Source organism: Draconibacterium orientale (assembly GCF_900111425.1).
In the GTDB taxonomy this organism is placed as follows: Bacteria; Bacteroidota; Bacteroidia; order Bacteroidales; family Prolixibacteraceae; genus Draconibacterium; species Draconibacterium orientale.
In genome coordinates this window covers 1-25,571 of the sequence record NZ_FOHT01000007.1, presented here as the reverse complement: position 1 = coordinate 25,571, position 25,571 = coordinate 1, and the positions used below count along the sequence as shown (strand labels likewise).

The window sequence follows — 25,571 nt, the reverse complement described above, 5'->3', positions numbered from 1 at the left end:
GATAAAATCTGAAGCTTTTGCAGGGTGGATGATGGGATTTGAACCCACGACCTCCGGAACCACAATCCGGCGTTCTAACCAACTGAACTACAACCACCATTTTGTTTGCGGGTGCAAATATAAATATTTTATTCTTTCCACAACTCAAAATGAATTAAATTTTGAATGGTATTTTTTACAACACTGTTTTCGCAGCTGATTATAGAGCTGTAGTGCCGTCGATAATTAATAATGAATTGAATTGATTTAGAGAAGCAAAATCCACCTGAATTTCGATACGGGCTCTTTCCCTTTTAAAACAGATAAAAAAAAGCGGTTGCCCGATTAAATTCGAACAACCGCTTTTTTATTGCTTATCTAACTTTTCTTACTCGTAAAAGTCAACGTAATCCTGCGACTTTAAATAATCCATACTTTTTCTACAGCTTTCAATCGGCTCGAAATTGTAACGCTCAACTTCAACAATACCATATTTAGCACCTGATTTTTCGCGTTCGGCAAAAACCGAGGCAAAGTCCATTTTTCCGCTTTCGCCCAGTTCTTTTTCGTCTTTTATGTGCCACAGCTCAAAACGTCCCGGGTACTTCTCGAAATAATCAAGGGCATTTTTTCCTCCTTCTGCAATCCAGTATAAATCGAGCTGAAACATCACTTTTTCAGGGTCGGTTAATTCCAGCATCCAGTCGTAAAGCGGTTTGCCTTCGTATTCAGTAGTAAATTCCTGGTCGTGGTTGTGATAACCAAAACGAATACCGGCGGCATTACATTTTTCGCCAACGGCATTAAAATATTCGCAGTAGTCTTTTAAACCCTCGAGGCTTTCGTAGGCCGAACCGCCCATCCAGGGTTGAACGATCCATTTTACACCCGCTGCTTTGTGTGCGGCAATACAGGTATCCCACCAGGCCATGGTTTCGTCCCAGGTTTCTTCAGTCGGAACAGCTTGTCCGGTGTGTGCTCCCAAAAATTGCAGGCCGTTGCTTTCGCACAGGTTTTTAAACTCTACCGGATCGATGCCATACATCAGTCCATCGCCATAACCTGCCGTTTCAACAAATTTATAACCGCTTTCGCCCACTGCCTTAAGTGTTCCGGCTACATCTTTTCCCATGTCGTCGCGAACCGAATAAAGTTGAAGCCCGATAAACTGTTCCTTTTTAACTTCAGCACTTTTTTCATCTGCCTTTTTCGGAGCCGAATTGCACGACGTTAATCCTTGCATAAACAGCAAAGCAACAGCAACTACTGCTACTAGTTTTAAACTCATTCTTTTTGAAATCATTTTTAAATTGGTTTTAGGTATTTAAATCTTGTCACAAAACTGTGATTTGTTTACAAAGATGGCTTTTTTACGCTATTATTCCCAAATTTGCTGAGGCATTAATCGTTACTTTAGTCGCTTTAATCGTTGAAATATGAAGAATAAAGAATTGCTGGCATCCTTGTCGGCTCTGGGGGCTATTTTCTTCTGGAGCTTTTCTTTTGTATGGTTTAAAATTGCATTTATAGCCTACAAACCGATCACTGTTGTTTTGTTCCGGCTGCTTATTTCGGCATTTCTAATCGTTATAATTGCTCGTCTTTTAAAACGCCTGCAAAAACCTGCGAAAAAGGATTACAAACTTTTTTTCCTTATCGCATTTTTCGAACCCTTTCTTTATTTTTTAGGCGAAAGTTATGGCTTGCAATACGTTTCGTCAACAGTGGCAGCGGTTATTGTGGCTACAATTCCACTGTTTACGCCAATTGCTGCCTGGTATTTTTACAGAGAAAAACTGAGTTTAATGAACACAATCGGCCTGGCATTGTCGTTTGCCGGCGTGGCGTTGGTTGTATTAAATGGCAACTTTCGCTTCGATGCGTCGCCACTGGGCGTTAGCCTGGAGTTTATGGCCGTTTTGTCGGCCATTGGTTACGCTCTGGTTTTAAAAAGTCTGGCTTCGCGTTACAATACGCTTACTATTCTTGCCTATCAGAATATTATAGGCGTACTCCTGTTTTTACCCATCTGGCTCAGCATCGATTTAAAGGACTTCCTTCAAACGCCGTTTCACCCGCAGGCATTCAGAGCCATTCTTCTGCTGGCGGTATTTTCGTCAACACTGGCTTTTGTGTTTTTTACGCAAAGCGTGCGGCAACTTGGCGTAACCCGGTCGAACACCTACACCAATCTTATTCCCGTGTTTGTAGCCATTCTGGCGTTTTTAATTCTGAAAGAAGAATTGGGGCTTCAAAAAATCGTTGGAATTATTGTAGTTGTCTCGGGGCTGTTCCTCTCACAACTCAAAAAGAAAGATACGAACGGGCGCCTGAAAGCAGTTGAGGTACACCGGAAATAAACTGGATTTTGAAGATTGCCCCTACCCTTTTGTCTGTCGACATTTTCCCTAAACAGGGAAAAATGCGTTGATGTAAAGCTGCAAATGCTCCAATTAGCTGGCTCCCCTCGTGAGGGGAGCTCCCGACAGGCTGAGGGGTAAAGAACCCTTAAATTTCAAATATCACAAACTCTACCCTTTTGCCTGTCGGCATTTTCCCTAAACAGGGAAAAATGCGTTGATGTAAAGCTGCAAATGCTCCAATTAGCTGGCTCCCCTCGTGAGGGGAGCTCCCGACAGGCTGAGGGGTAAAGAACCCTTAAATTTCAAATATCACAAACCCTACCCTTTTGTCTGTCGACATTTTCCCTAAACAGGGAAAAATGCGTTGATGTAAAGCTGCAAATGTTCCAATTAGCCGGCTCCCCTCATGAGGGGAGCTCCTGATAGGGTGAGGGGTAAAGAAAGTTTTATTAAAATTGCAACCATAATGAACATCAATTATAAAACACCCGAAGAATTAAAACAGCTTACCGATAAAGGCCGGCCCGAAACCAATGCTTTGTTGAAAAAGCTGAAAAAGAAAAAACCCAAACGGCTCGACGATGTGGTGCATACGCTGCATTATGAGGCGTTTGATAATTTCGACTGCCTGGATTGTGCCAACTGCTGCCAAACAATTGGTCCGCGGCTGATTGACAAAGACATTGAGCGACTGGCCAAACACCTGAAAATGAAAGTGGCCGATTTTATGGCGCAATACATAAAAACCGACGAAGACGGCGACTTTGTTTTTAACGAACATCCCTGCCCTTTTCTGCTGCCCGACAATTATTGCATGGTGTACGAAAGCCGACCGAAAGCCTGCCGCGAATACCCGCACACCGACCGGAAACGCTTTTACCAAATTCTCGAACTGTCGCACAAAAACTGCGAAACCTGTCCGGTGGTACTCGAGGTTTTTGACGAATTGAAAAAGGAAAATTTCTAACTTTAACCCAAACAGCAACACTGCTTACAATATACAGATGATGAAAAACCTACTTTTAAACGACGGAAACGAACTGCCCATAATTGGCTTTGGAACCTACAAATCAACCGAACAGGAAGCAATTGATGCGGTACAATTTGCCCTTCAGAATGGCTACCGCTTAATCGACACGGCAGCTTTTTACTTTAACGAAGAAGCCGTTGGCAAAGGAATTAAGGCCAGTGGCATTCCGCGCGAAGAAATTATTGTAACCACCAAATTGTGGCGCGATTACCTGGGGTACGAATCAACCAAAAAAGAGCTGGAAAAATCGTTGAAAAAACTCGATCTGGATTATATCGACCTGTACCTGATACACTGGCCCGCAAATGCGCGCAACTACAACAACTGGCAAGAAACCAATGCCGACACCTGGCGCGCCATGGAAGAACTGCAGGCCGAAGGCAAAATAAAATCGATTGGTGTGAGCAACTTTTGGCAGGAACATCTTGAAGCCTTGTTCCAATCGGCTAAGGTAAAACCGGCGATCAACCAAATCGAGTTTCACCCGGGTTACTGGCAGCCGGAGTTAACAGCCTATTGCAAAAAACACGGTATTGTGCCTGAAGCCTGGTCGCCACTGGCACGCGGACGTGTGTTCCACAATGAAACATTGAAACAGATTGCGCAAAACCATCAACAATCGATCGCAAAAGTATGCCTGCGCTGGATTACGCAGCACGAGGTAGTGGTGATACCAAAATCAACTACTCACGAACGGATTCTTGACAACCTGGATGTATTTGGCTTTGAACTCACTCCGGAAGAAATGAACCTGATCGACAATCTACCCGAAATGGGATTTAGCGGCGAGTTGCCGAATATCTGGCCCGAGCGGCTACCTTTGACTTAGTATATTGATAGCCTCACCCAGAGTGAGGCTATCAATATGGTTTCTTTACGCGCTAAGCGGTTTAAAGCCGCTAAGCGCATAGCCACAGCGGAAATCTGGGTATCCATTATTTTTAGAAAGGAGCTTTATGCATGACTTCGGTTGGTACATGTTGTCGGGGTGGATTTCGGAGAGCGTTCCTGTCCGAAGGACACGGAACTGCGATGCGAGAATCCGCAGTTGGCGTACCACCGAACCCCACCCTGCAATATGTACTGTGTTGTAGCACGTTTTTATTGCATTTCGACATGTTATAGTTCATATAAGTTTTATCCGAAATTGCTCTTTTAGTATTCGTATAAAATCTGGTCACCTGAGTTCGTTAAGTTTAGCAAGACCTTATCTCTATTGATTCGTAAATCACCAATGTCGAATGTTATTTCTTTTCCAATATATGCATCACACAATTCTTGATTTTTCAATGACAATCTTAAATTTCTTTGAGGTGGGTCGGAATAAAGGATAACTCCAGAATCAATTAACTTTACTTCCCAAGAACTTCCACTGCACCCACTGGATGCAAAATTTATTTTTAAACAATCATTATCTAATTCAGCACTAATTATTGTAAGTTGGTCATTTGGTTCATTATTGTACTGGTCTTCATCTACGATTACTGATTTGTCACAAACAGTTGATGAATTATCAGTTTCTTTATCACAATAAGTAAGAGTCAATCCGATAATAATCGTTCCAATTAATAATTTTAAGACTTTCATAATTTTGTTTTATCGAAAGATGCAAATTCTTAATAGTTGGTTGCGTCAAATGTGCTACAACTAAAAAACATCAGAAGTTAACGTAACAAGAGCCAGAAGGCCTTCAGAATTTCAGAAAAACCCGGAAAGCCCTTTCTTTTCCTTGCAGAAATGCTTCGCAAGCCTCCTTTTCTGCTATCTCCCTGTATTCTTTCGGGAATCTGTCCCAGAAATGGAATTTACCAGACAGAAACGGAAGAAACGTCCCGGATTTGGAATCTACCGCGTCGTGTCGCATTTCTCGCCGGTTTTTTACATTTCTCGTTGGTTTTTCGCATTTCCGGCTGGTACAATCGCATTTCTCGCTGGTTTTTTGCATTTCCGGCTGGTACGATGGCATTTCTCGCCCGTTTTTCGCATTTCTGATTGGTTTTTTCCATTTCCGGGCGGTACAATTGCATTTCTTATTGGTTTCTCGTATTTCTGCACGTAACAGCAGTGTTACCCACAAAAACGCGGCAATTACTCTGGCAAAAATCAGCAAAATCACAGTCATCTGCGTTCCAAATACATCAGCACCATTCCAACACCGATAATTCCCCCCGATCTGTTTCCACCGATAATAATAATTAAATACCTTTGGCGTTTTAGAAAAAATGATGATCGCCCATGAAGCGAAAAATTTACCTTTTCATATTCTTTTGTTTTTCGGTAGTTGCGGGAAAGGCTCAAATTGGAGGTGAATATACCTACCAGTTTCTGGAGCTGACCAACTCGGCGCGTATTGCTGCCCTGGGAGGAACACAAGTTGCGATCATGGATTCAAGCGACCTGAACCTTCCATACACCAACCCGGCACTGCTGCACAAAGAAATGGACCACCGCGTTTTGGTGAATTACGTTAATTACCTTGCCGATGTAAATTACGGCTATGCTTCGTATGCCAAAACCTACGATGGAATCGGCAATTTTGCGGTGGGCATGCACTACATCAATTACGGGCAGTTCGACGAAGCCACTGAAGCCGGAGAACTTACCGGAATAACCTTTAAAGCTGCCGAATATGCACTGAACCTTATTTATTCGAACCGCTATAAACGATTGAATTACGGCATCAACCTGAAACCGATTTTATCGTCGTTCGAAAGCTACCAATCGCTTGGAATTGCCGCCGACCTGGGAGCCAGTTTCGCCAGCAAAGACGGCTATACAAACGTGGCTTTGGTGGTGCGCAACATCGGCACGCAAATTTCCACGTATTACGATGGCGCCGACCGCGAACGCATTCCGTTGAACATTCAGGCCGGAATAAGCAAGCGCTTACAACACGCCCCGCTTATTTTCTCGGCTACTTTGCAACACCTTAACCACTGGGATCTGGCATCAAGCGATGAAGAAGAGGATTTTAACGGCGAAACCATTCACCAGCGCGAGGAGAGTTTTGCCAAACAAACCATGCGCCACCTAGTACTGGGAGCCGAACTACTTCCTTCGGAGAATTTCACCCTGCGTGTGGGCTACAATTACCAGCGCCGCCAGGAGCTAAAATTCGACAACAAGGCTTCTACGGTTGGCCTTTCTGCCGGATTCGGATTAAAAATCAAACGCTTTCATTTTGATTATGCCATTTCGCGTTTCCATCTGGCCGGCTCGTCCAACCTGTTTTCGGTAGCGGTTAACCTGAACAATAATTTCTAATTGAACTAATCTGATATTTCTAAACCACCTTCCAGTTTTCATCAAACAATCGTCTTTCCAGACAGGAAATACTTTTTCCTATAGCTGAAATGAGCTTGCGAATTACATGTGATGCCAAACTTGGACAATCCTAATCACATGAAAAAGGATTCAAAAAAGCCACCGCTGACGATAAAAAGCTAAAAATAAATTCCATTCACTAAAATCAAAAAACTCCTCCTTTTAGCCCTTCCTCCCTCAGGGCTAACGAGCGTCGAACAGACTTGATTTTTTAACGTTCTCTTCATTTATTTTCTTAACGCTTTTTCTCGAAGGCGGACCTGAAGCCAAACTTGGTGCGGGCTCGTCAAAAATCCGTCAGTCGGGCTAACCCGCCACATTGAAAAAACGCAAAGGTTATTTTTTGACAAGATTTTTGGTTCCTTTTGATCGAATGCAAAAGGAACTGCCTGTCCGGCATAAGGACAAAATCTACAATATTGATCTACAGTCAAACACAACAACCGACCTCTAGCATATTCGCAACCAATAAAAACATACATCTCGAAAAGAATTTTAATTCTCTAAAATTTATTTAGAATCACCTAAAACAGACAATTGAATCTTAATTAAAAATTCCCCATCTTTGCCTCAAATTCCTAAAAGAAACATGAACGACAAAAAGATTATCATAGCCATCGATGGCCACTCCTCTTGCGGCAAAAGCACCATGGCCAAATCACTTGCCAAGCGCCTTGGATACGTTTATATCGACACCGGAGCCATGTACCGTGTGGTAACTTTGGTTGCCCTTCGCAAGGGCTGGATCGAGAATAAAATTCCCGACACACAAAAGGTTATCGATGGGTTGAAAGACATAAAAATCACTTTTAAATGGGACGAAAAAGCCGGTAAAAACACCACTTTCCTGAATGGAGAAAATGTGGAAGATGAAATCCGGCAGTTGGAAGTTTCTGAAAATGTAAGCCCCATAAGTACCATTGCCGAAGTGCGCCACGAAATGGTGCGCCAGCAACGCGAAAACGGTAAAAACAAAGGCATTGTTATGGATGGCCGCGATATTGGCACTGTGGTTTTCCCCGATGCCGAGCTGAAAATATTTATGACCGCCTCGCCCGAAATTCGTGCACAACGCCGCTACCTCGAACTCACCGAAAAAGGCGACAAGGTAAACTTCGAAGAGATTTTAGCCAATGTTGAAGGGCGCGACAAAATTGATTCTACACGCGCCGTAAGTCCCTTAAAACAAGCCGGCGACGCATTAATTCTTGATAATAGTGAGCTAACGCGCGAACAACAACTGGACTGGGCCGTTAACAAAGTAAAAGAAATTACTGAAGGAAAATGATTGTTGAGATAGATAGAAGATCGGGATTTTGCTTTGGCGTGATCAACGCAATCAAAGCAGCGGAGGATGAATTGAAGCAGACAAAGCAATTGTACTGCCTGGGCGACATCGTTCACAACGGAATGGAAGTGGAGCGCCTCGAGAAAATGGGATTAAAATCCATCTCGAAAGAGAAGTTTTTTACCCTCAGCAATTGTAAGGTATTAATCCGTGCCCATGGCGAACCGCCGGAGACCTACGAGTATGCTAAAGCCAACAACGTGGAACTGATTGATGCGACTTGTCCGGTTGTGCTTACACTTCAGGAGAAAGTTAAAAGCTCGTATTCCAAACATTCGCAAATGGAAGGCCAGGTAGTTATTTACGGTAAAAAAGGGCATGCCGAAATTGAAGGCCTCAACGGGCAAACCAAACACAATGCCATTATTATTGAAAGTATTGCCGATGTTGACAAGATCGACAAAAGCCGTCCGGTTTCGCTGTACTCGCAAACTACCAAGCGAATTGAAGATTTTCATGCCATTGCCCAAAAAGTAAAAGAAACCACAGAGCCGGGCGTTCCGGTTGAAATAAAAGATACCATCTGCCGTCAGGTGTCGAACCGCGTTCCCAACCTGAAAAAATTTGCCGAACGTTTTGATATGATTTTGTTTGTTGCCGGCAGAAAAAGCTCCAACGGACAATATTTGTACACCATTTGCAAAGAGGTAAATGATGGTTCGTATTTCATCACCAGAATCGATGAAATCAAAAAAGAATGGTTCGAAGGCGTTAAGTCGGTGGGTATCTGTGGGGCTACCTCAACACCTAACTGGCTGATGGAAGATGTGGAAAAATGGATCCACAGCAACTTCGATTAAGATTCTTCCGTTCATTCCATAAAATCCCGTACTTTTAGGCAAATATTTTTTATGCCTCAACTTTTTGCACAAGTTATATTACCCCTGTCGCTGCACGATAGCTTTACCTACAAAGTACCTGCATCGCTGGAGAGCGAGATTGCTCCCGGGAAACGGGTTATTGTGCAGTTTGGCAAAAAGAAATTGTACGCAGCTCTGGTCATCTCCCTCTCGGATAAAAAGCCGGAGGATATGGAGGTAAAAGAAGTTCAGGAAATTCTGGATGAACATCCCATAATTTTTCCGGTAAATTTTAAATTGTGGCAATGGCTGGCGCAGTATTATTGCTGTACACTGGGCGACGTATTTCGGGCTGCTCTGCCTACCGGGTTAAAACTCGAAAGCAAATCGAAACTTTTCTTAACCGGTATTGACGAACCGGTAACCCTTAGCCCAAAAGAAGAACTGATCATCCGGCAACTGCAGGAAGATGTTTCGCAACTTTCGGATATAGAACATAAACTGGGAACTGAATTTTCGTACCAGGCACTCCGCTCGCTGATGGACAAAAAAGTGGTTTATGCCGAGGAAAAAATCAGCAGCAAATACAAACCAAAAACAGAAGCCTTTGTAAAACTGCACAGCAGTATTTCTTCTGAAAAAATACTTCAGGAAAAGGCCGATGCGTTGAAACGCGCGAAAAAACAACAGGAGCTACTTTTTCATTTTTGCACGGTAACGAATGTATTTTCTGACGATCAGATAAATGAAATCCCAAAAAAAGAATTGCTGGCCGGAACTGCTTTTTCGGGCAACCTGGTAAAAGAGCTGGTAAAAAAGAAACTACTTGTTGAGCGCCAAAAACAGGTCTCGCGGCTGGAAGAGGAAAAAATCGAACAGGTAAGTATTAACCTGCTGAATAAATACCAGGCAAAAGCCTACGAAGAAATAAAAACCACTTTCGAAACGCAGCAGGTAACGCTGATTCACGGAATTACAGCCAGTGGCAAAACGGAAATCTACATCCATCTGATTGATGAAATGATAAAAACCGGAAGGCAGGCTTTGTACCTCGTTCCGGAAATTGCGCTTACCACACAAATCGTAAAACGCCTGAAAAACGTATTCGGGAATAAAGTCGGCATTTACCACTCGAAACTAAACAGCCAGGAGCGTGTTGAAATTTGGGAGAAAGTATTGCAGTTCAACAACAATCCTAAAGAAGGCTATCAGGTAGTTTTGGGCGCTCGTTCGGCTGTGTTTTTACCTTTCTCGAAACTGGGAATTGTTATCGTTGATGAAGAGCATGAAAATTCGTTCAAACAATTCGATCCGGCACCACGCTACAACGCCCGCGATATGGCCGTAGTTTTGGGCTACCAGAACGATGCAAAAGTATTGTTGGGTTCGGCAACTCCTTCGTTCGAATCGTATTACAACGCACTTAAAAACAAATACGGACTGGTAAACCTGATGAAGCGCCACTCGGAAATGGAGCTTCCCGAGATTCTGGTTGCCGACATAAAACGCGCCTACAAACGCAAACAAATGCGCTCGTTTTTAACGCCCGAACTGTTTGAAATGATGGAAACAGCGCTGGAGAAAAATGAGCAGATCATACTTTTCCAAAACCGGCGTGGTTATTCGCCTTACGTTGAATGTTTCTCGTGTGGCGATATTCCCAAATGCCGCAATTGCGACGTAAGCCTTACCTACCATAAATACAAGCGGCGGTTAAGTTGCCACTATTGTGGGTTTAGCTACCAACTGCCCGACAAATGCGACAATTGCGGTTCGCCCGAATTAAAAACACGGGGTTACGGCACCGAAAAAATTGAGGACGAGCTGAAACCCTTGTTCCGAAATGCACGGATTGCGCGTATGGATTTGGATACTACGCAATCGAAAAATGCCTTTGCCAAAATCGTTAAAAACCTGGAGGAGCGAAAAACAGATATCCTGATCGGGACACAAATGGTGACCAAAGGACTGGACTTTGAACACGTGAGCGTTGTGGGAATTTTAAATGCCGACAACCTGATTAACTTCCCCGATTTCAGGGCACACGAGCGTGCTTACCAGCTTATTTCGCAGGTAGCAGGCCGCGCCGGACGAAAGCACAAACAGGGGAAAGTGGTGATTCAAACCTCGCAGCCCGATCATCCGCTAATTGAGTTGATTCGCGAACAAAACTACCAGGCCACACTAAAAGAGCAGTTTGAAGAACGCCAACTGTTTAAATATCCGCCATTCTTCCGATTGGTGAAAATTGTGGTGAAACACAAAAATGTTCAAAGCGTTGACCGTGCCGCCAACCAACTGGCACAGCACCTGCGTAAACACAAACAGCTGGTGGTTATGGGACCGGAATATCCATTGATCAGCCGTATTCAACTGTGGCACCACAAAGAGATTTGGATAAAAATTGATCGCAAACTAAATCTCGATCTGGTAAAAAAAGAAATTACCGCTGCCGTAAAAACGGTTAGGCATCTTCCGTCAAACAGCAGTTGCGTTTTTAATATCGATGTCGATCCGTCCTAGCAATCAAACATCCAGTATTGAGAATCCAGCATCCAGCATCCAGTTGAACGAAGCGAATTGAAAATCGGCCACAGCCAAATCCCGACCGGAAGCGTCGGGGCAACCAGCATCAAGAATCAAAAACGAATATCCAATATTGAATCATCAATACCCAATTTCCAACAGTCTTCCTTGTTGGTAATTTTAAGTTGAATATTGGATATTATTACTCTAAAAGCTGCTGGCTCCTAGCCACTAGCTTCCAGTCACCAGTATCAAGCATCAAGTATCAAGCATCCTACATCTAGAATCCAGAATCCAGCATCAAGGATCCAGGATCAGAAAAACACAATAAGTTTCTCGTATTTACATTTTTCTACCGTTGTTTTTTCTTAGTTTTGTGCTCATAAAATTATTTTGTGGACAAAGCAGAAGTAAACGAAATATTCAACCGGTTTTCAAATATACGCGCCCTTGTAATTGGCGATGCTATGGTTGACACCTATCTTTGGGGAAAAGTTGATCGCTTGTCACCTGAAGCTCCGGTTCCTATTGTATCTGTAACAACGCGTGAAAACCGTCTTGGCGGCGCGGCAAACGTATCCCGAAATATTCAGGAACTGGGAGCTACTCCAAAACTTTTTGCCGTGGTTGGCGACGACGACAATGGTAAGGAATTCCTAAATCTTTTAGATAAACGTAAGGTCTCTGCCGAGGGGATATTTATCGATCCTTCGCGAAATACAACAGTAAAAAACCGGGTAATTAGTGCCGGCAAACAAATTGTTCGGATCGATGAGGAATCCATTGAGTACATTTCAGAAGAAATGGAAAACAGATTGATTGACGCCATAAAAACAGAGCTGGAAACACAGCAGGTTGATGTGATCGTTTTTGTTGATTACAACAAAGGCGTGGTTACGCCAAATTTATTTAAAACCATTAACGACCTGGCACAGGAAAAAGGCATCCCAACTTCTGTTGATCCGAAGAAGCAAAACTTTACTAATTATAAAAATGTATCGCTCTTTAAGCCCAATTTTAAAGAGTTTGTTGAAGGCACAAGCTTCCCGCTTAAGAAAGGCGATCTGGCAGGCCTGAAAAAAGCAGCCGAAACCTTTAAAACGGGGCAACAATTAAAGTTGATACTAATAACCCTTTCAGAACTGGGAATATTTATCATCAATGGCGATGAAGAGCAGTATTATCCGGTTGCTATTCGTGATATTGCTGATGTATCAGGAGCCGGCGACACGGTAATCGCAGTGGCCAGCCTGGCAATGGCGGCCGGACTTTCGCCAAAAATAATAGCACAGATGTCGAACCTGGCAGGTGGATTGGTATGCGAGAAAGTAGGAGTTGTTCCGGTTGATCAAACACAGCTGAAAAAAGAAATGAAATCGCAAAAAATTTAAACGCTTTTGGGTTCAAATCCAAGTGCTTATCAATTTATCCCCCGGCATGCCTTTAAAATTACACTTTGGTTAATGGTAAATTGTTAACTTTGAAACCGCTCAAGAATAAAAAAGACGCTATAAATGGGAAAAATAATTTCGTTAGCAAACCAGAAGGGAGGAGTTGGTAAAACAACCACAACTATTAATCTGGCTGCAAGTCTGGCAGTACTTGAACAGAAGGTTCTGATTATTGACGCCGATCCGCAGGCAAATGCCACATCGGGGTTAGGATTCGACCTGAGAAACGTGCAATCAAGTATTTACGAATGTATTGTAAATGAAATAGAAGCCGACAAGGCGGTTTTACACACCGGTATCGACAACCTGGATATAATTCCTTCTCACATTGACTTGGTTGGTGCTGAAATTGAAATGCTAAACCTGCCCAACCGCGAGAAAGTGCTAAAATCGGCCCTGGAAACACTGAAAGACAAGTACGATTTTATTTTTATCGACTGCTCACCATCATTGGGATTAATTACGGTAAATGCCCTTACAGCGTCTGACTCAGTAATCATTCCTGTACAGTGCGAATATTTTGCGCTTGAAGGACTTGGCAAACTGCTGAATACGATTAAAATCATTCAGAACCGCCTGAACCCGGAACTGGAAATCGAAGGGTTCCTGCTCACCATGTACGACGGTCGTTTAAACCTGTCGAACCAGGTTTTGGAAGAGGTAAAACACCACTTCCAGGAGATGGTCTTCGACACCATTATTCAGCGTAACGTAAAACTAAGTGAAGCACCCAGCTACGGAAAACCGGTGGTACTTTACGATGCAAGCTCGAAAGGAGCAATTAACCACATGAACCTGGCGCGCGAAATATTACAGCGCAATGCTATGACTAAAATGTCGAAAGACAATGTTGTTATAAATTAAACATTCTTAAGTAAGTATGATGGCAAAAAGGAATGCACTTGGAAGAGGATTAGGCGCATTGATCGACGATGCTGAAAAAATGCAGCAAGGCGCCGGACTGGATGAAATTGAATTAAGCAAGATTGAAGCAAATCCTTTTCAACCCCGCTCGAAATTTGATGAAGAGGCACTGGCAGAGCTTTCGGCCTCGATCAAAGAAATTGGATTGATACAGCCCATTACCTTACGAAAAGTTGGCGACAATAAATACCAGATTATTGCCGGTGAGCGACGTTTCAGGGCATCGCAACTGGCAGGACTGAATAAAATTCCGGCTTATGTGCGTAAAGCCAAAGACGATGGTATGCTGGAAATGGCGTTGGTTGAAAACATTCAGCGCGAAGACCTCGACTCCATTGAAATTGCACTAAGCTACCAACGCCTGATGGACGAGTTGGAATACACGCAGGAAGAACTGAGCGGCCGCGTGGGTAAAAAGCGCTCTACCATTGCCAACTACCTGCGTTTGTTAAAACTTCCGGCCATTGTTCAGAAAGGACTAATCGACAAAGAAATATCGATGGGTCATGCGCGTGCCATCATTAATATTGATGATGCCGATACGCAAATAATGATCTTCGAGCAAATTATCAAACACGGGCTTTCGGTTCGGAAAGTAGAAGAGGTTGTTCGCGATTTAAATTCAACTGAAGAAAAAACAGACGAGCCTAAAAAACCTAAGTTCCCAAAAGAATTTAAACTAATTAAAACCCAACTCGACAAAATCTTCAGCCGACAAATCGACTTCTCGATGAACGAGAAAGGAAAAGGAAAGATTACCATTCCTTTTAAGTCGGAAGCCGATCTGGAAAGAATTGTTAAAATATTTGAAAATCAAAAATAAACCTTAAGAATCACACAATTACTAAGGGTATTTTCTATTTTTGCGCAAAATTATTAGTGTGATTAAACGCGTTTTTTTTTCTAAAATATTGCTTCTTAGCCTGCCATTGTTCTTCAGCATTAATTTGCTGGGGCAAACAACTGCGCAGGATTCTGCTTTTATTGCACAGGCAAATAAAGTAACTGGAAAGACTGAACATTCGCCTAAAAAAGCCACCCTCTATTCAACATTTTTACCGGGACTTGGACAGGCGTACAACAAAAAATACTGGAAAATTCCGTTGATTTATGCCGGTTTCGGAACCATTGGTTATTTTATTCACTGGAATAACGACAACTACAAAATTATGCGTCAGGCCTATGCCGATTTAACAGATGGCGATGGACCATACGGTGAAGAGGATCCAACAAATTCGTATATGGATTTGGAGGCCACACAGTATTACGACCTAAATAACGCCACGTATTACAACAATTTTAAAACCGGTCTCGACAAACAACAAAGTTACTACCGGCGTAATCGCGACTTGCTAATTATCAGCATTATTGGGTTTTACGGACTGAATATTATCGATGCCAGTGTAGATGCACACTTGTACGATTTTGATATCAGCGAAGACCTTACTTTTAACTGGCAGCCCACAATGCAATACCAGAATCTTCAATACGTTTATGGTGTAAGTTGCACTTTTACTTTTTAAGATGAGATATATTATCAGTTACATATTTTCGCTATTATTATTCACCAGTGTGCTGGCACAGGAAATTGACACAGCACTTACATTAGACGATTTACAACTGGAAGCAGATACTACCGGTTTTAACGCATTGGATGTTGATGATATGCTGAATCCCATTTTTTCGGATCAGATGGACAGCATGATGAGTTCGTGGGATATTCAGAACCGTTTCAATTTCAGCAATTCGGAAGTAAGAACCGCCAACTACCCTAAAAATCTGCCCGATTCGGTTTACATTAACCGTTTAAAAGAAATTGAACAGGTTGTTGACCTTTCATACAATTCGGTGGTAAACAACTACATAAAAATGTACACCGAAAAGCGTCGCGACCTGGTTGAAGTGATGCTTGGTTTATCGGCCTACTACTTCCCTATTTTTGAGGAAACGCTGGATAAATACGATATGCCGCTGGAGATAAAATACCTGGCCATTATTGAGTCGGCATTAAACCCAACGGCCCGCTCGCGGGTTGGCGCAAATGGTTTGTGGCAGTTTATGTACGGCACGGCCCGCAACATGAAACTGGAAATAACCTCGTTTGTTGACGAGCGCCGCGACCCGATAAAAGCCACCGATGCCGCTGCCCGTTACCTCACCAAACTGCATGATATTTACGGCAACTGGCACTTAGCAATTGCAGCATACAATTGCGGCCCGGGGAATGTAAACCGTGCCATCCGCCGCTCGGGTGGAAAACGGAATTACTGGGAAATTTACTACCGCCTACCACGCGAAACCAGAGGTTATGTACCTGCATTTATTGCGGCAACTTACACCTTCGAATATTACAAGGAACACAACTTAGTACCACGTTTCCCCGAAATAGAACTATCGGTTGACACGGTAATGGTGAACGACTACCTGCATTTTGATCAGGTAAGCGAAAAACTGAATATCGAAAAGGAACAGCTGCGTGCCCTTAATCCGATGTATCGTCGCGATGTGATTCCGGCCAAAGAAAGCAAACCCTATCCATTGGTTCTGCCAAACGATGTGATTTTGGATTTTGTTGATCTGGACACTGCAATTTTTGCCTACGAGTGCAATAAATACTTCCCAAACAATACCTTAATGGACCCGACAACAAGCAACAGCAGCTATTTTACGCCTGTTGACATTAAAGGAAAAGCAAAGGTTGTTTACACCGTTAAAGCGGGCGACAATGTTGGTTTTATCTCGTCGTGGTTTCATGTACGTGCTTCCGATTTACGGTATTGGAACAACATTAATCGCGACATAATTCGTGTGGGGCAGAAACTGGCTATTTACGTTCCTGAAAAAGACAAGGAAAAATACCAGCAGGTAACAACTATGAGTTTTGCTCAAAAACAAGCTTCCATTGGCAAAACATCAGCGCCAACAACAACGCGCACTACAAAACCTCTTGATCCGAATTTTGAATATTACACCGTACGTAAAGGCGATACGTTGTGGGACATTGCCCAAAAATATGCAGGAATTTCGGCTGATGAGATCATGCGCTTAAATGAGCTGAAGAATGACCGGGGATTGTACATCGGGCAGAAATTAAAGATTAAACGTAAAGGATAATCCAAATCTCGCAACACTTTATTTTACACCTTGTTTTTCATTTTTTTTAGTCATCCGAAAAACCTGCGTCATCAACGCTCCATCCTTCTACGCATACGTTTTGGCCCATACCACAGCCAAAATCCCGTTACACAAAATAACAACAAAGCAAAGCCGGTAATGCTGGAATAGAAAAGTTTTAACCCGCCATCGGTGCGAAACCAGTGATCGAGAACAGAACCGTCGTGTATATTTTCAATTAAATCCGACCAGCGGCGCTCAATGTGCAAAACCTCCCCGGTGGCACCATCCAGCTGAATGCCCCAATAACCATCTTCGAACACAAATTTCACCATCCCCTTGTTTGGCCGAACATCTATTTTACTCAATTCGGGAACACTTTCTGCCGAAATAGAATCGTGATAAACCCGTAATGCAAGGGTATGCAAACTATCGATGGGCAGCCATTCGCTAAGCCTGGTTGTTGTTCCGGTTTGCGATTCGGCCAGAATTAGTCCGCCACTGTTCTTTTTCCACGTTAATAAAATTCCGGATACCGCTACGAATAAGAAAAACACAACTAACAGAAGGCCTGTTACCCGGTGTATCTTTCGGAAATAGCGAATAAGTTTTGCTTGTTTAGCTCTGACGTGATTAGGGCTCATGCGAATACACAAATTGTTGGTTGGCCACTCATAAGTTGGTTGTTTTGGTTTTAAATTGTGAGGTTAAAAATACGAATCTGGGTTTTTCCTATTTTAACGAAAATTCGGCCGATACAGTAACTTTTATGTTTTTGGTGGGCGAACTGGTATTGTGTACACCATAACCGGCCACTTCTGTTGAGTACGGTTCGGTAATCTGAAAAACACCACTGCGTGCCGACAGAAGTTTGTCAACTTTTAAATCGGTGGTTGACACAATTAAATCGGCGCGTTCGCGGGCATTTTGTGTGGCAGCTCCAAGCAATTCCTTTTTAATCTCTTCCAGCTCGGTGCTAAAAAATTCCATTTGCGAATTATCAAAAGCCAGGCCGGCATTTACAAAAACTGCCGGATCGATAGCAATCTGCTCAATCTCTTTTAAATCGTTCGAGAGAATATAAATACGTTGCGTGAGGCTATAGCCCGAATGTCCGCCGTTTGAATACTCGCGATTTACATTTATCGGAAACACTTTAAACTCTTCGGTGGCAATTCCCGTTTTCTCCCACACTTTTTTGAATGTTTCGAGTTTTTTACCCATCAAACGGTAACCTTCTTCGGTGCCCGACATCGACACACGCTGCGAAAGGCTCACGGTCCATTTCACCACGTTACTTTCAAATTCGTGTGTAGCATAGCCCACCACCTTTACCGTTTGCTGCTGCTGCCGCGATTGTTTAAAAAACACACCAAAAACGCCGAAAGCCAGCACCATAAAAATACCTAATATTATTGCCGTTGAATTTTTCATACACTTTCTGATTATTGCTGAATATTAATTTTTTGCCCCAATGCTTTTATTTCCTGCTGCAGTTTATTGCGCTTTTTTATGGCTTTCGACAAGGCCAACGCATCGCGAACAGCCTCTTTATCGTAAGTTTCCAGAATGATGTAATAATATTCGTTACCCAGAAAAACAGCTTTCAGATTGCGATCTACGTTGTTGGCAATAAACTCAATTACACCATTATCTTTTCCGTTTCGGTACGATACTTTTTCCCACTTGGCTTCCATAAAATCACTGCGGTGGTTGTCAACCGAACCAATCGGAATCGTATCCGTTTTGGCATCATCGCCACTATCATAAACCCTGAGCCCGGTATGATTCAACCAGTTTTCGCCATGGTAATTACTGCTCAGATACAATTCACCGCGTTCATCTAAATGCACCTGAATGTACGAACGGTCCCATGCCCGGGTAAAAGTCTGGCGTTTGTGCGTGTATTGCGAATACCGGTCGAACTCGGTCTTTTCTTTTACAAACGATTTTTCCAGCTCTGCAACCTGCACTTCAACCGAATCCAGCTCGGCTTCATTCCGCTGCATTACTTCAAAACGAACTTCCTGCAACAGGTTTTTTGCGGCGTTAGCCGAATACATCGCTTCGGGGTACAATTTCGGAATACTGTCTAACTGGCGAATTGCCTCGGCAGTGTCGTTTTTAACCAATAGATTTTTAGCCAGATCGATCTTTACACGCGCCTTATCTTCATCCGACGGGCCGCAGGAAACAAAAATTATTAGTACTAAAAGTACCAGGTATTGAACAGAAATCTTCATTCGTTTTTAAATGTTTATTTTTGGCAATTCACCACTTGTACAAAAATAGTATTTTAAACCTATTAACAGTAACGAAGAAAAGCCGGTTTATTATCATGAATACCAATTCAGTAAAGTTTTTTAATGCCAAAAACGACGAAAAATACCCCGAAAGCAGTGCGATAATCATTGCAGCATGGCACTTGTCGAATTCCGAGAATATCGGTAAAATCATCCGGCTGGCCCATAATCTTGGAGCGCAGGAAGTTTTATTTGTGCGCGAATCGGAAAATCATCGGGAATCGAAAATTAAAAAGACCGCCGGTTTTTCGTACGACCAAATGAAATGGCGTTTTATTTCTGAAAACGATTTTATTGAACTGTTGGGTACCGGGTTTCAGCTCACCATTGTGGAAACCTGCGATGGAGCCACAAATATTTACCGCGAAAAACTGCCACCAAAAACCATATTGCTTGCCGGAAGCGAATCGCACGGCCTTCCGGAAAACATTATTAACAGGGCCGATAAAAGTGTTTATATACCCATGCCCGGAGGCTGCAAATCGTTAAATATTTCCAATGCCTTGTCGGTTGCCGCATTCGAGTGGTACCGCCAGCAAACCTGCACTTAGCAATTAATTTTCAACACCTTAAAAGAGTATTTATTTTACTAAATTGAATTAACATCAACTTAAGGCTCATTATTATAGATTTTTTCTATCTTTAAATCAAAAATCGACTTACGCCATGATTACCCTAACCCAATTAGAGTACATAACTGCCGTTGACACTCATCGTCATTTTGGCAAAGCTGCCGAGGCATGTTTTATTACACAGCCTACCCTTTCCATGCAAATTAAAAAGCTGGAAGAAGACCTCGAAATTATCATTTTCGACAGGAGTAAACAACCGCTTATTCCAACCGATGTTGGTGTTCGTATTATCGAACAGGCGCGGGTGGTATTAAAACAGGCCGAAGAAATAAACAACATCGTAAAAGACCATAAAAACCAGGTTTCGGGGATGTTACGCATTGGTATTATTCCAACGCTGGCCCCTTACCTACTGCCTATTTTTGTTGGAAACTACAAAAAGAAATACCCCAATATTTTCATTAAAGTGGTGGAAGCAACCACCGAAAATATTATCAATCTTTTGCACAAAGACCTTATCGACGTTGGTATTCTTGTAACTCCTCTTCACGAAGAAAAGATACTGGAGAAACCCTTGTTTTACGAGGAAATGCTGATTTATGCCAACAGCGGACATAAGCTGCACCAACAAAAAGAAATTACGGTTGAGGATATTGCAACACCCGAAATATGGCTGCTGAGCGACGGGCACTGTTTCCGCGATCAGGTTGTAAACCTGTGTTCGTATCTGGGTACTACCGATAGCCAGTTGCCATTCCATTTTGAAGCCGGATCGTTGGAAACATTAATGAATATTGTTGACCGCGAAGGAGGAATAACGCTTATTCCGGAATTGGCAAAAGCTACCATGTCGCAAAAAAGAGCCTACAACGTGGAGAATTTCACCAGCATAAAACCGTTGCGCGAAGTTAGCCTGGTATATTCGCGGCACTATGCAAAACACAAATTAATTAACCTGCTTTGGCGCGAAATTAAAGACTCGGTTCCAAAAGAATTACAAGACGAAAAACGCGGAACAATTGTAGAATGGCGCTAAAATAAGGTCAACCAGGTTACTTTTTTACGTCATGCTGAATTTATTTCAGCATCCTTTAAGGAATAAAGATTCCGAATCCGTCAGCTGACGGACGGAATGACGAACCTGAATTTTTTGATTGACTTGACACTTTAGATATCAACAAACTAAATGCCATTTACCTACAGACAAAATAGAATTTAGAATTTTTCTTGCTGAAGTTATTGCAGAATAAATTTTTTATATATCTTTGCGCCGCAATTCGCGGATGTGGCGGAATTGGTAGACGCGCTAGACTTAGGATCTAGTACCTATGGTGTGGGGGTTCGAGTCCCTTCATCCGCACTCAAAAAAACCGCCGACCCTAATTTTATAAATGGGTTGGCGTTTTTTGCATTTTAGGGGTATAAATAAATTTATCATCATGAATATTAATTTAGAAAACATCGACCAGGTTAATGCGGTAATCAACCTTACCATCGAAAAAACTGATTATGAAAAACAAGTTGCCGATGTTTTAAAAGACTATCGTCAAAAAGCTACAATTCCAGGATTCCGCCCCGGAAAAGTACCGGCAGGCCTTATTAAGAAAAGATTTGGAACAGCTGTTTTGGTTGAAGAGATAAATAAACTGATCTCTCAAAACCTGTCGAAATACATGATTGATGAAAAACTTCCTGTACTAGGCGAACCAATGCCAAACGAGGAAAAGCAAAAACCAATTGACTGGGAAAAAGATGAGTCGTTTGAGTTTGCTTTCGACGTAGCTTTGGCTCCCGAGGTAAACGTATCGCTCGACAAACGCAACAAATACACGTACTACAACATTGAAGTTTCTGACGACATGATTCAGCAGCAGGTTGACATGGCAGCTTCTCAACTGGGAGAAAATGTTCCTTCCGAAGAAGCAAAAGAAGACAGCACTGTTCGCGGTAACTTTGTTCAGCTTGATGCCGAAGGCAACGAAGTGGAAGGCGGAATTGCTCCTGAAGGTGTGCTTTTAGCAGTTGACAAAATCAAAGACGAAGAAATTAAAAATGCATTTGTTGGTTGCAAAAAAGACGATATCATCGTTTTCAACCCGGTAAAAGCGTTTGAAAATAACCACGAAGTGGCGCACATGCTTAACATTAAGCATGAAGAAGCCGAAACACTGGAAAGCGATTTCAGATACACCGTTACTGAAATTCTTCAGTTCCAGAAAGCTGAGTTGAACGAGGAGTTGTTCAAAAAACTTTACGGCGAAGAAACTGAGGTGAAAACGCTTGAGGATTTCAAAACAAAAATTAAAGATGACCTGGCCAAAAACCTGGTATTCTCATCTGATCATAAATTTGCATTAGACACCCGCGACGCGCTGGTTGAAAAAACGGATCTGGAAATGCCGGAAGAGTTTTTGAAGCGTTGGTTGGTAGCTGTAAACAAAGAATTAACACAGGAGCAAATCGAAAACGAATTCCCTGCATTTATTCTCGACTTGAAATGGCAATTGATTAAAGATGCCATTGCAAAAGAAAACGAACTGAAAATTGAAGCTGAAGAAGCAGAAGACTTTGCCAAGAAAATGGCAATGGCACAGTTCCAACAGTACGGAATCTACGATGCACCTGAGGAGCAGCTGGAATCGTTCGCAAAAATGATGCTTGAAAAACCTGAAGAAAAAGAACGTATCTACAAAAAATTGCTGGAAGACAAAGTGGTAGAAGTGGTAAAAGAAAAAGTTACTGTTCAGGAAGAAGAAGTATCGCAGGAAAAATTCAACGAAATGATGCAAGCCGCTCAATAGGCGCTGCAATCATCTGAAAATATTTTGCTGAGTGTTTCAGCATAAATCTTTTTTATAACTTTGTGAATCGTGATAAACGTATTTACAAAGTTATTTTTTTACAAGTACTTATAAAAAATGGACAACAACGAATTTAGAAAATACGCAACAAAGCATGCCGGTATCAGCAGCTTAACAATGGACAGATATACATCGGCCTACGGCAGTTATATTTCGCCAACAATTATCGAAGAGCGCCAGTTAAACATCGCATCAATGGATGTGTTCTCGCGTTTAATGATGGACCGTATTATTTTTCTTGGCGTACCCATCGACGATACTGTAGCTAACATTATTCAGGCACAATTGCTGTTCCTCGAGTCAACCGATCCGTCGAAAGACATTCAGATCTATTTTAACTCGCCGGGAGGTTCCGTTTATGCCGGTTTAGGCATTTACGACACCATGCAATACATTTCGGCCAACGTAGCTACAATCTGTACCGGTATGGCAGCCTCAATGGCAGCAGTGTTGATGACAGCCGGACAGAAAGGAAAACGCTCGGCATTAACACATTCCCGCATCATGATCCACCAACCAATGGGTGGTGCTCAGGGCCAGGCTTCGGATATTGAGATCACTGCCCGTGAGATTCTGAAGATCAAAAAAGAATTATACACCATAATTGCCAACCACTCGGGACAAACATTGGAACAAATTGAAAAAGACTCAGACCGTGACTACTGGATGACCGCGCAGGAAGCAGTAGATTATGGTATGATTGATGAAATTTTAGTGAGAAATAACAAATAATGTCAAATAAAGAAAAGATGGACAAGTGTTCGTTTTGCGGACGGGAAAAGAAGGAAGTAAATCTTCTGATTGCAGGGATTGACGGACACATTTGCGACCGTTGTGCCGAGCAAGCTCATTCAATTATCCAGGAAGAGGTGAAAACATCAAGCTCTTTTGATTTGGATGACATCAAACTGCTGAAGCCAAAAGAGATCAAAGATTTTCTTGATCAATACGTTATCGGGCAAGATCGCGCCAAACGTGTACTTTCAGTTTCAGTTTACAATCATTACAAACGACTGACACAGAAAGTTGATGATGATGAAACCGAGATTGAGAAATCGAACATCATCATGGTTGGCGAAACCGGTACCGGAAAAACCTTACTGGCTCGCACCATTGCAAAAATGTTACATGTTCCGTTTACGATTGTTGATGCAACCGTGCTTACCGAAGCCGGTTATGTTGGCGAAGACATTGAAAGTTTGCTAACACGCTTGCTTCAGGCTGCCGACTACAATGTGGAAGCTGCCGAACGCGGAATTGTTTTTGTTGACGAAATTGATAAGATCGCACGTAAAAGTGATAATCCATCGATTACACGCGATGTTTCAGGCGAAGGCGTTCAGCAAGGTTTGTTAAAACTGCTCGAAGGTTCCATCGTAAACGTTCCACCGCAAGGAGGACGTAAACACCCGGAACAAAAGCTGATTCCTGTTGATACAAAAAATATATTGTTTGTATGTGGTGGTGCGTTTGATGGTATCGAGCGCAAAATTGCCAACCGACTAAATACAAAAGTAATTGGTTACAGCGCTGCCAAAGATGCCGACCGCATCGAGCGCGAAAACCTGCTTCAGTATGTTTCGCCACAGGATTTAAAATCATTTGGGCTGATCCCCGAGATTATCGGTCGTTTGCCGGTGCTTACTTACCTAAATCCATTGGACAAAGAAACACTGCGCAACATTTTAACCGAGCCAAAAAATTCGGTGATCAAACAATACACAAAACTTTTTAAGCTTGATGATATTGAACTGAAATTCGACGAAGAGGCACTGGAATACATCGTCGACAAAGCCATTGAGTTTAAACTCGGAGCGCGTGGTTTGCGTTCGATTTGTGAAAACATTATGAACGACGCCATGTTTGATGCGCCATCGGAAGAAATTTCAGAACTGCACATCACCAAAGAATACGCCGAAAGCCAGATCGACAAATCGGGTATCCGACGATTAAAAGCAAGCTAATAGCTTATAAAATATAGCATTAAAAAACCGGACTTTTCAGTTCGGTTTTTTTTTGTGCCTTCACCCCAATTGATAGCCTCACTTAGAGTGAGGCTATCAATTGTCAAAACTGGGTAGAACGCTGACAACACTGATTTTTTTTGATTTTCGCAGAAAAGAGATGGCTAGCAGATTACGCTGATTTGCACAGAATGATTTCCGGGTTCAGCGGTTTATAACCGCTCTTTGGTGATGGTCTCACTCCAGGTGAGGCAATCACTGAGGTTTATTCCTTTATCAGACCTTCAAGGTTTTGGAAAACCTTGAAGGTCTAAAAAACTCCGCTGATTCCGATTTATAATCAGATGGTCTCACGCTAAGTGAGGCTATCACTGGCAAAGTTGATCGAAACGCGGATAACACCGATTCTACTGATTTACGCTGAAAAGAAATGGCTAGCAGATTACGCTGATTTGCACAGAATGATTTCCGGGTTCAGCGGTTTATAACCGCTCTTTGGTGATGGTCTCACTCCAGGTGAGGCTATCACTGAGGTTTATTCCTTTATCAGACCTTCAAGGTTTCTGAAACCTTGAAGGTCTTGTAACATTACTGCTAATTTTTTTTTCAGCCGTTTAGGCTGAGGAACGATTTACAAAATCGCGTAGCAAGAATTATTTGTGTCAACATTATTTTTTAACCCCTTTTAACGTTTTGTCAATTCACCTTATTTTACGGACTATTCGACACCTTAGATAGCATTATAAATTTTTTTGTCTATTTTTTTTACCCCTTCTTTAAACATTATTTAAGTAATTGCTGTTTCCCAGGTAGATACTTTTTTATACTCATTAGAATCTATAACAATGAAAACAAAAAATTTGAAAAGCATGTTGAACTTGAGAAGTTTGGCTATCGCAGCGGCGATTATTGTAAGTTTGAATATCCGTATTTAGTCATAGTCCAGTAATTCCAGCAATAACCAGCCTGTCAAAGAGTTTTTCTCCAAAATACCTCCGGTTTAGCTTGTAGA

General features: G+C 42.4%; 23 protein-coding genes and 2 tRNA genes. 18 read left to right on the top strand and 7 right to left on the bottom strand.

All coding sequences use genetic code 11. The features are described from left to right. Window positions 1–23: 23 nt before the first annotated feature. Window positions 24–97 (bottom strand) — tRNA-His (locus tag BMW53_RS05685). Between the two features lie 270 nt (window positions 98–367). Further along, window positions 368–1,267, bottom strand: coding sequence for a sugar phosphate isomerase/epimerase family protein (locus BMW53_RS05680; protein ID WP_038564408.1), 900 nt, complete (start codon window positions 1,265–1,267; stop codon window positions 368–370). A gap of 148 nt (window positions 1,268–1,415) precedes the next feature. Here BMW53_RS05680 and BMW53_RS05675 point away from each other — a divergent pair, with 148 nt between their 5' ends. The 3 genes from BMW53_RS05675 to BMW53_RS05665 all read left to right on the top strand — a co-directional run bounded on the left by BMW53_RS05675 (window position 1,416) and on the right by BMW53_RS05665 (window position 4,201). Continuing rightward, window positions 1,416–2,339 carry a DMT family transporter gene (locus BMW53_RS05675; RefSeq protein WP_051567750.1) on the top strand — a complete coding sequence of 308 codons (924 nt, stop codon included), beginning with the start codon at window positions 1,416–1,418 and terminating at the stop codon, window positions 2,337–2,339. Between the two features lie 469 nt (window positions 2,340–2,808). Next, complete coding sequence (locus BMW53_RS05670) at window positions 2,809–3,309, top strand: YkgJ family cysteine cluster protein (RefSeq protein WP_038557837.1); 501 nt, start codon at window positions 2,809–2,811, stop codon at window positions 3,307–3,309. 37 nt (window positions 3,310–3,346) lie between these two features. Next, on the top strand, window positions 3,347–4,201 hold the full coding sequence (locus BMW53_RS05665; RefSeq protein WP_217642895.1) for an aldo/keto reductase: 855 nt from the start codon (window positions 3,347–3,349) through the stop codon (window positions 4,199–4,201). A gap of 326 nt (window positions 4,202–4,527) precedes the next feature. Here the strand turns inward: BMW53_RS05665 and BMW53_RS05660 are convergent, their stop codons facing one another. Both BMW53_RS05660 and BMW53_RS05655 read right to left on the bottom strand, forming a co-directional pair. Beyond that, on the bottom strand, window positions 4,528–4,959 hold the full coding sequence (locus tag BMW53_RS05660) for a hypothetical protein (protein ID WP_038557835.1): 432 nt from the start codon (window positions 4,957–4,959) through the stop codon (window positions 4,528–4,530). Between the two features lie 103 nt (window positions 4,960–5,062). Then, window positions 5,063–5,494 (bottom strand): hypothetical protein, encoded by a 432-nt coding sequence (locus BMW53_RS05655; protein ID WP_038557833.1) that lies wholly within the window; start codon window positions 5,492–5,494, stop codon window positions 5,063–5,065. Between the two features lie 113 nt (window positions 5,495–5,607). Between BMW53_RS05655 and porQ the strand changes: the two genes are divergently transcribed. The 9 genes from porQ (at window position 5,608) to BMW53_RS05610 (ending at window position 16,859) form a co-directional block, all read left to right on the top strand. Beyond that, the gene (porQ, locus tag BMW53_RS05650; RefSeq protein ID WP_038557831.1) at window positions 5,608–6,636 is read left to right on the top strand and encodes a type IX secretion system protein PorQ; all 1,029 of its coding nucleotides are present in this window, start codon (window positions 5,608–5,610) and stop codon (window positions 6,634–6,636) included. A gap of 649 nt (window positions 6,637–7,285) precedes the next feature. After that, window positions 7,286–7,984, top strand: coding sequence for a (d)CMP kinase (cmk, locus tag BMW53_RS05645; RefSeq protein WP_038557830.1), 699 nt, complete (start codon window positions 7,286–7,288; stop codon window positions 7,982–7,984). After that, window positions 7,981–8,844 carry a 4-hydroxy-3-methylbut-2-enyl diphosphate reductase gene (locus BMW53_RS05640; protein WP_038557827.1) on the top strand — a complete coding sequence of 288 codons (864 nt, stop codon included), beginning with the start codon at window positions 7,981–7,983 and terminating at the stop codon, window positions 8,842–8,844. Before cmk ends, BMW53_RS05640 begins: the two co-directional genes overlap by 4 nt. A gap of 51 nt (window positions 8,845–8,895) precedes the next feature. Then, the gene (gene priA / locus BMW53_RS05635; RefSeq protein ID WP_051567748.1) at window positions 8,896–11,367 is read left to right on the top strand and encodes a replication restart helicase PriA; all 2,472 of its coding nucleotides are present in this window, start codon (window positions 8,896–8,898) and stop codon (window positions 11,365–11,367) included. Between the two features lie 398 nt (window positions 11,368–11,765). Continuing rightward, window positions 11,766–12,761, top strand: coding sequence for a bifunctional heptose 7-phosphate kinase/heptose 1-phosphate adenyltransferase (locus BMW53_RS05630; RefSeq protein WP_038557825.1), 996 nt, complete (start codon window positions 11,766–11,768; stop codon window positions 12,759–12,761). A 123-nt stretch (window positions 12,762–12,884) separates the two neighbouring features. After that, window positions 12,885–13,685, top strand: coding sequence for a ParA family protein (locus tag BMW53_RS05625; RefSeq protein WP_038557823.1), 801 nt, complete (start codon window positions 12,885–12,887; stop codon window positions 13,683–13,685). Window positions 13,686–13,701: 16 nt separating this feature from the next. After that, complete coding sequence (locus tag BMW53_RS05620) at window positions 13,702–14,568, top strand: ParB/RepB/Spo0J family partition protein (protein ID WP_245749017.1); 867 nt, start codon at window positions 13,702–13,704, stop codon at window positions 14,566–14,568. 58 nt (window positions 14,569–14,626) lie between these two features. Continuing rightward, the gene (locus BMW53_RS05615; protein WP_139178030.1) at window positions 14,627–15,268 is read left to right on the top strand and encodes a DUF5683 domain-containing protein; all 642 of its coding nucleotides are present in this window, start codon (window positions 14,627–14,629) and stop codon (window positions 15,266–15,268) included. A gap of 1 nt (window position 15,269) precedes the next feature. Continuing rightward, the gene (locus tag BMW53_RS05610; protein WP_038557821.1) at window positions 15,270–16,859 is read left to right on the top strand and encodes a lytic transglycosylase domain-containing protein; all 1,590 of its coding nucleotides are present in this window, start codon (window positions 15,270–15,272) and stop codon (window positions 16,857–16,859) included. Window positions 16,860–16,930: 71 nt separating this feature from the next. Here BMW53_RS05610 and BMW53_RS05605 read toward each other — a convergent pair whose 3' ends face one another. The 3 genes from BMW53_RS05605 to BMW53_RS05595 all read right to left on the bottom strand — a co-directional run bounded on the left by BMW53_RS05605 (window position 16,931) and on the right by BMW53_RS05595 (window position 19,102). Further along, entirely contained in the window at window positions 16,931–17,503 is a 573-nt protein-coding gene (locus BMW53_RS05605) for a PepSY domain-containing protein (RefSeq protein WP_038557819.1), read from the bottom strand. An 88-nt stretch (window positions 17,504–17,591) separates the two neighbouring features. Then, window positions 17,592–18,293: an SIMPL domain-containing protein gene (locus tag BMW53_RS05600; protein WP_038557816.1), complete on the bottom strand. Its 702-nt coding sequence runs from the start codon at window positions 18,291–18,293 to the stop codon at window positions 17,592–17,594. A gap of 11 nt (window positions 18,294–18,304) precedes the next feature. Further along, a complete protein-coding gene (locus tag BMW53_RS05595; protein WP_038557813.1) occupies window positions 18,305–19,102 on the bottom strand; it encodes a hypothetical protein in 798 nt (265 codons plus the stop codon). A gap of 95 nt (window positions 19,103–19,197) precedes the next feature. On the opposite strand from BMW53_RS05595, the gene BMW53_RS05590 reads away from it, so the two are divergent. The 6 genes from BMW53_RS05590 (at window position 19,198) to clpX (ending at window position 24,559) form a co-directional block, all read left to right on the top strand. Next, a complete protein-coding gene (locus tag BMW53_RS05590; protein ID WP_139178029.1) occupies window positions 19,198–19,713 on the top strand; it encodes a TrmH family RNA methyltransferase in 516 nt (171 codons plus the stop codon). A 115-nt stretch (window positions 19,714–19,828) separates the two neighbouring features. Next, window positions 19,829–20,770, top strand: a complete 942-nt coding sequence (locus BMW53_RS05585; RefSeq protein ID WP_051567744.1) for a LysR substrate-binding domain-containing protein — start codon at window positions 19,829–19,831, stop codon at window positions 20,768–20,770. 243 nt (window positions 20,771–21,013) lie between these two features. Next, a tRNA-Leu gene (locus BMW53_RS05580) sits at window positions 21,014–21,094 on the top strand. A 79-nt stretch (window positions 21,095–21,173) separates the two neighbouring features. Continuing rightward, window positions 21,174–22,535, top strand: coding sequence for a trigger factor (tig, locus tag BMW53_RS05575; protein ID WP_074780318.1), 1,362 nt, complete (start codon window positions 21,174–21,176; stop codon window positions 22,533–22,535). A gap of 117 nt (window positions 22,536–22,652) precedes the next feature. Next, the gene (clpP, locus tag BMW53_RS05570) at window positions 22,653–23,327 is read left to right on the top strand and encodes an ATP-dependent Clp endopeptidase proteolytic subunit ClpP (protein WP_038557809.1); all 675 of its coding nucleotides are present in this window, start codon (window positions 22,653–22,655) and stop codon (window positions 23,325–23,327) included. Then, window positions 23,327–24,559, top strand: coding sequence for an ATP-dependent Clp protease ATP-binding subunit ClpX (gene clpX / locus BMW53_RS05565; RefSeq protein ID WP_245749016.1), 1,233 nt, complete (start codon window positions 23,327–23,329; stop codon window positions 24,557–24,559). The genes clpP and clpX overlap by 1 nt, the downstream gene beginning before the upstream one ends. The last annotated feature ends 1,012 nt before the right edge of the window (window positions 24,560–25,571 follow it).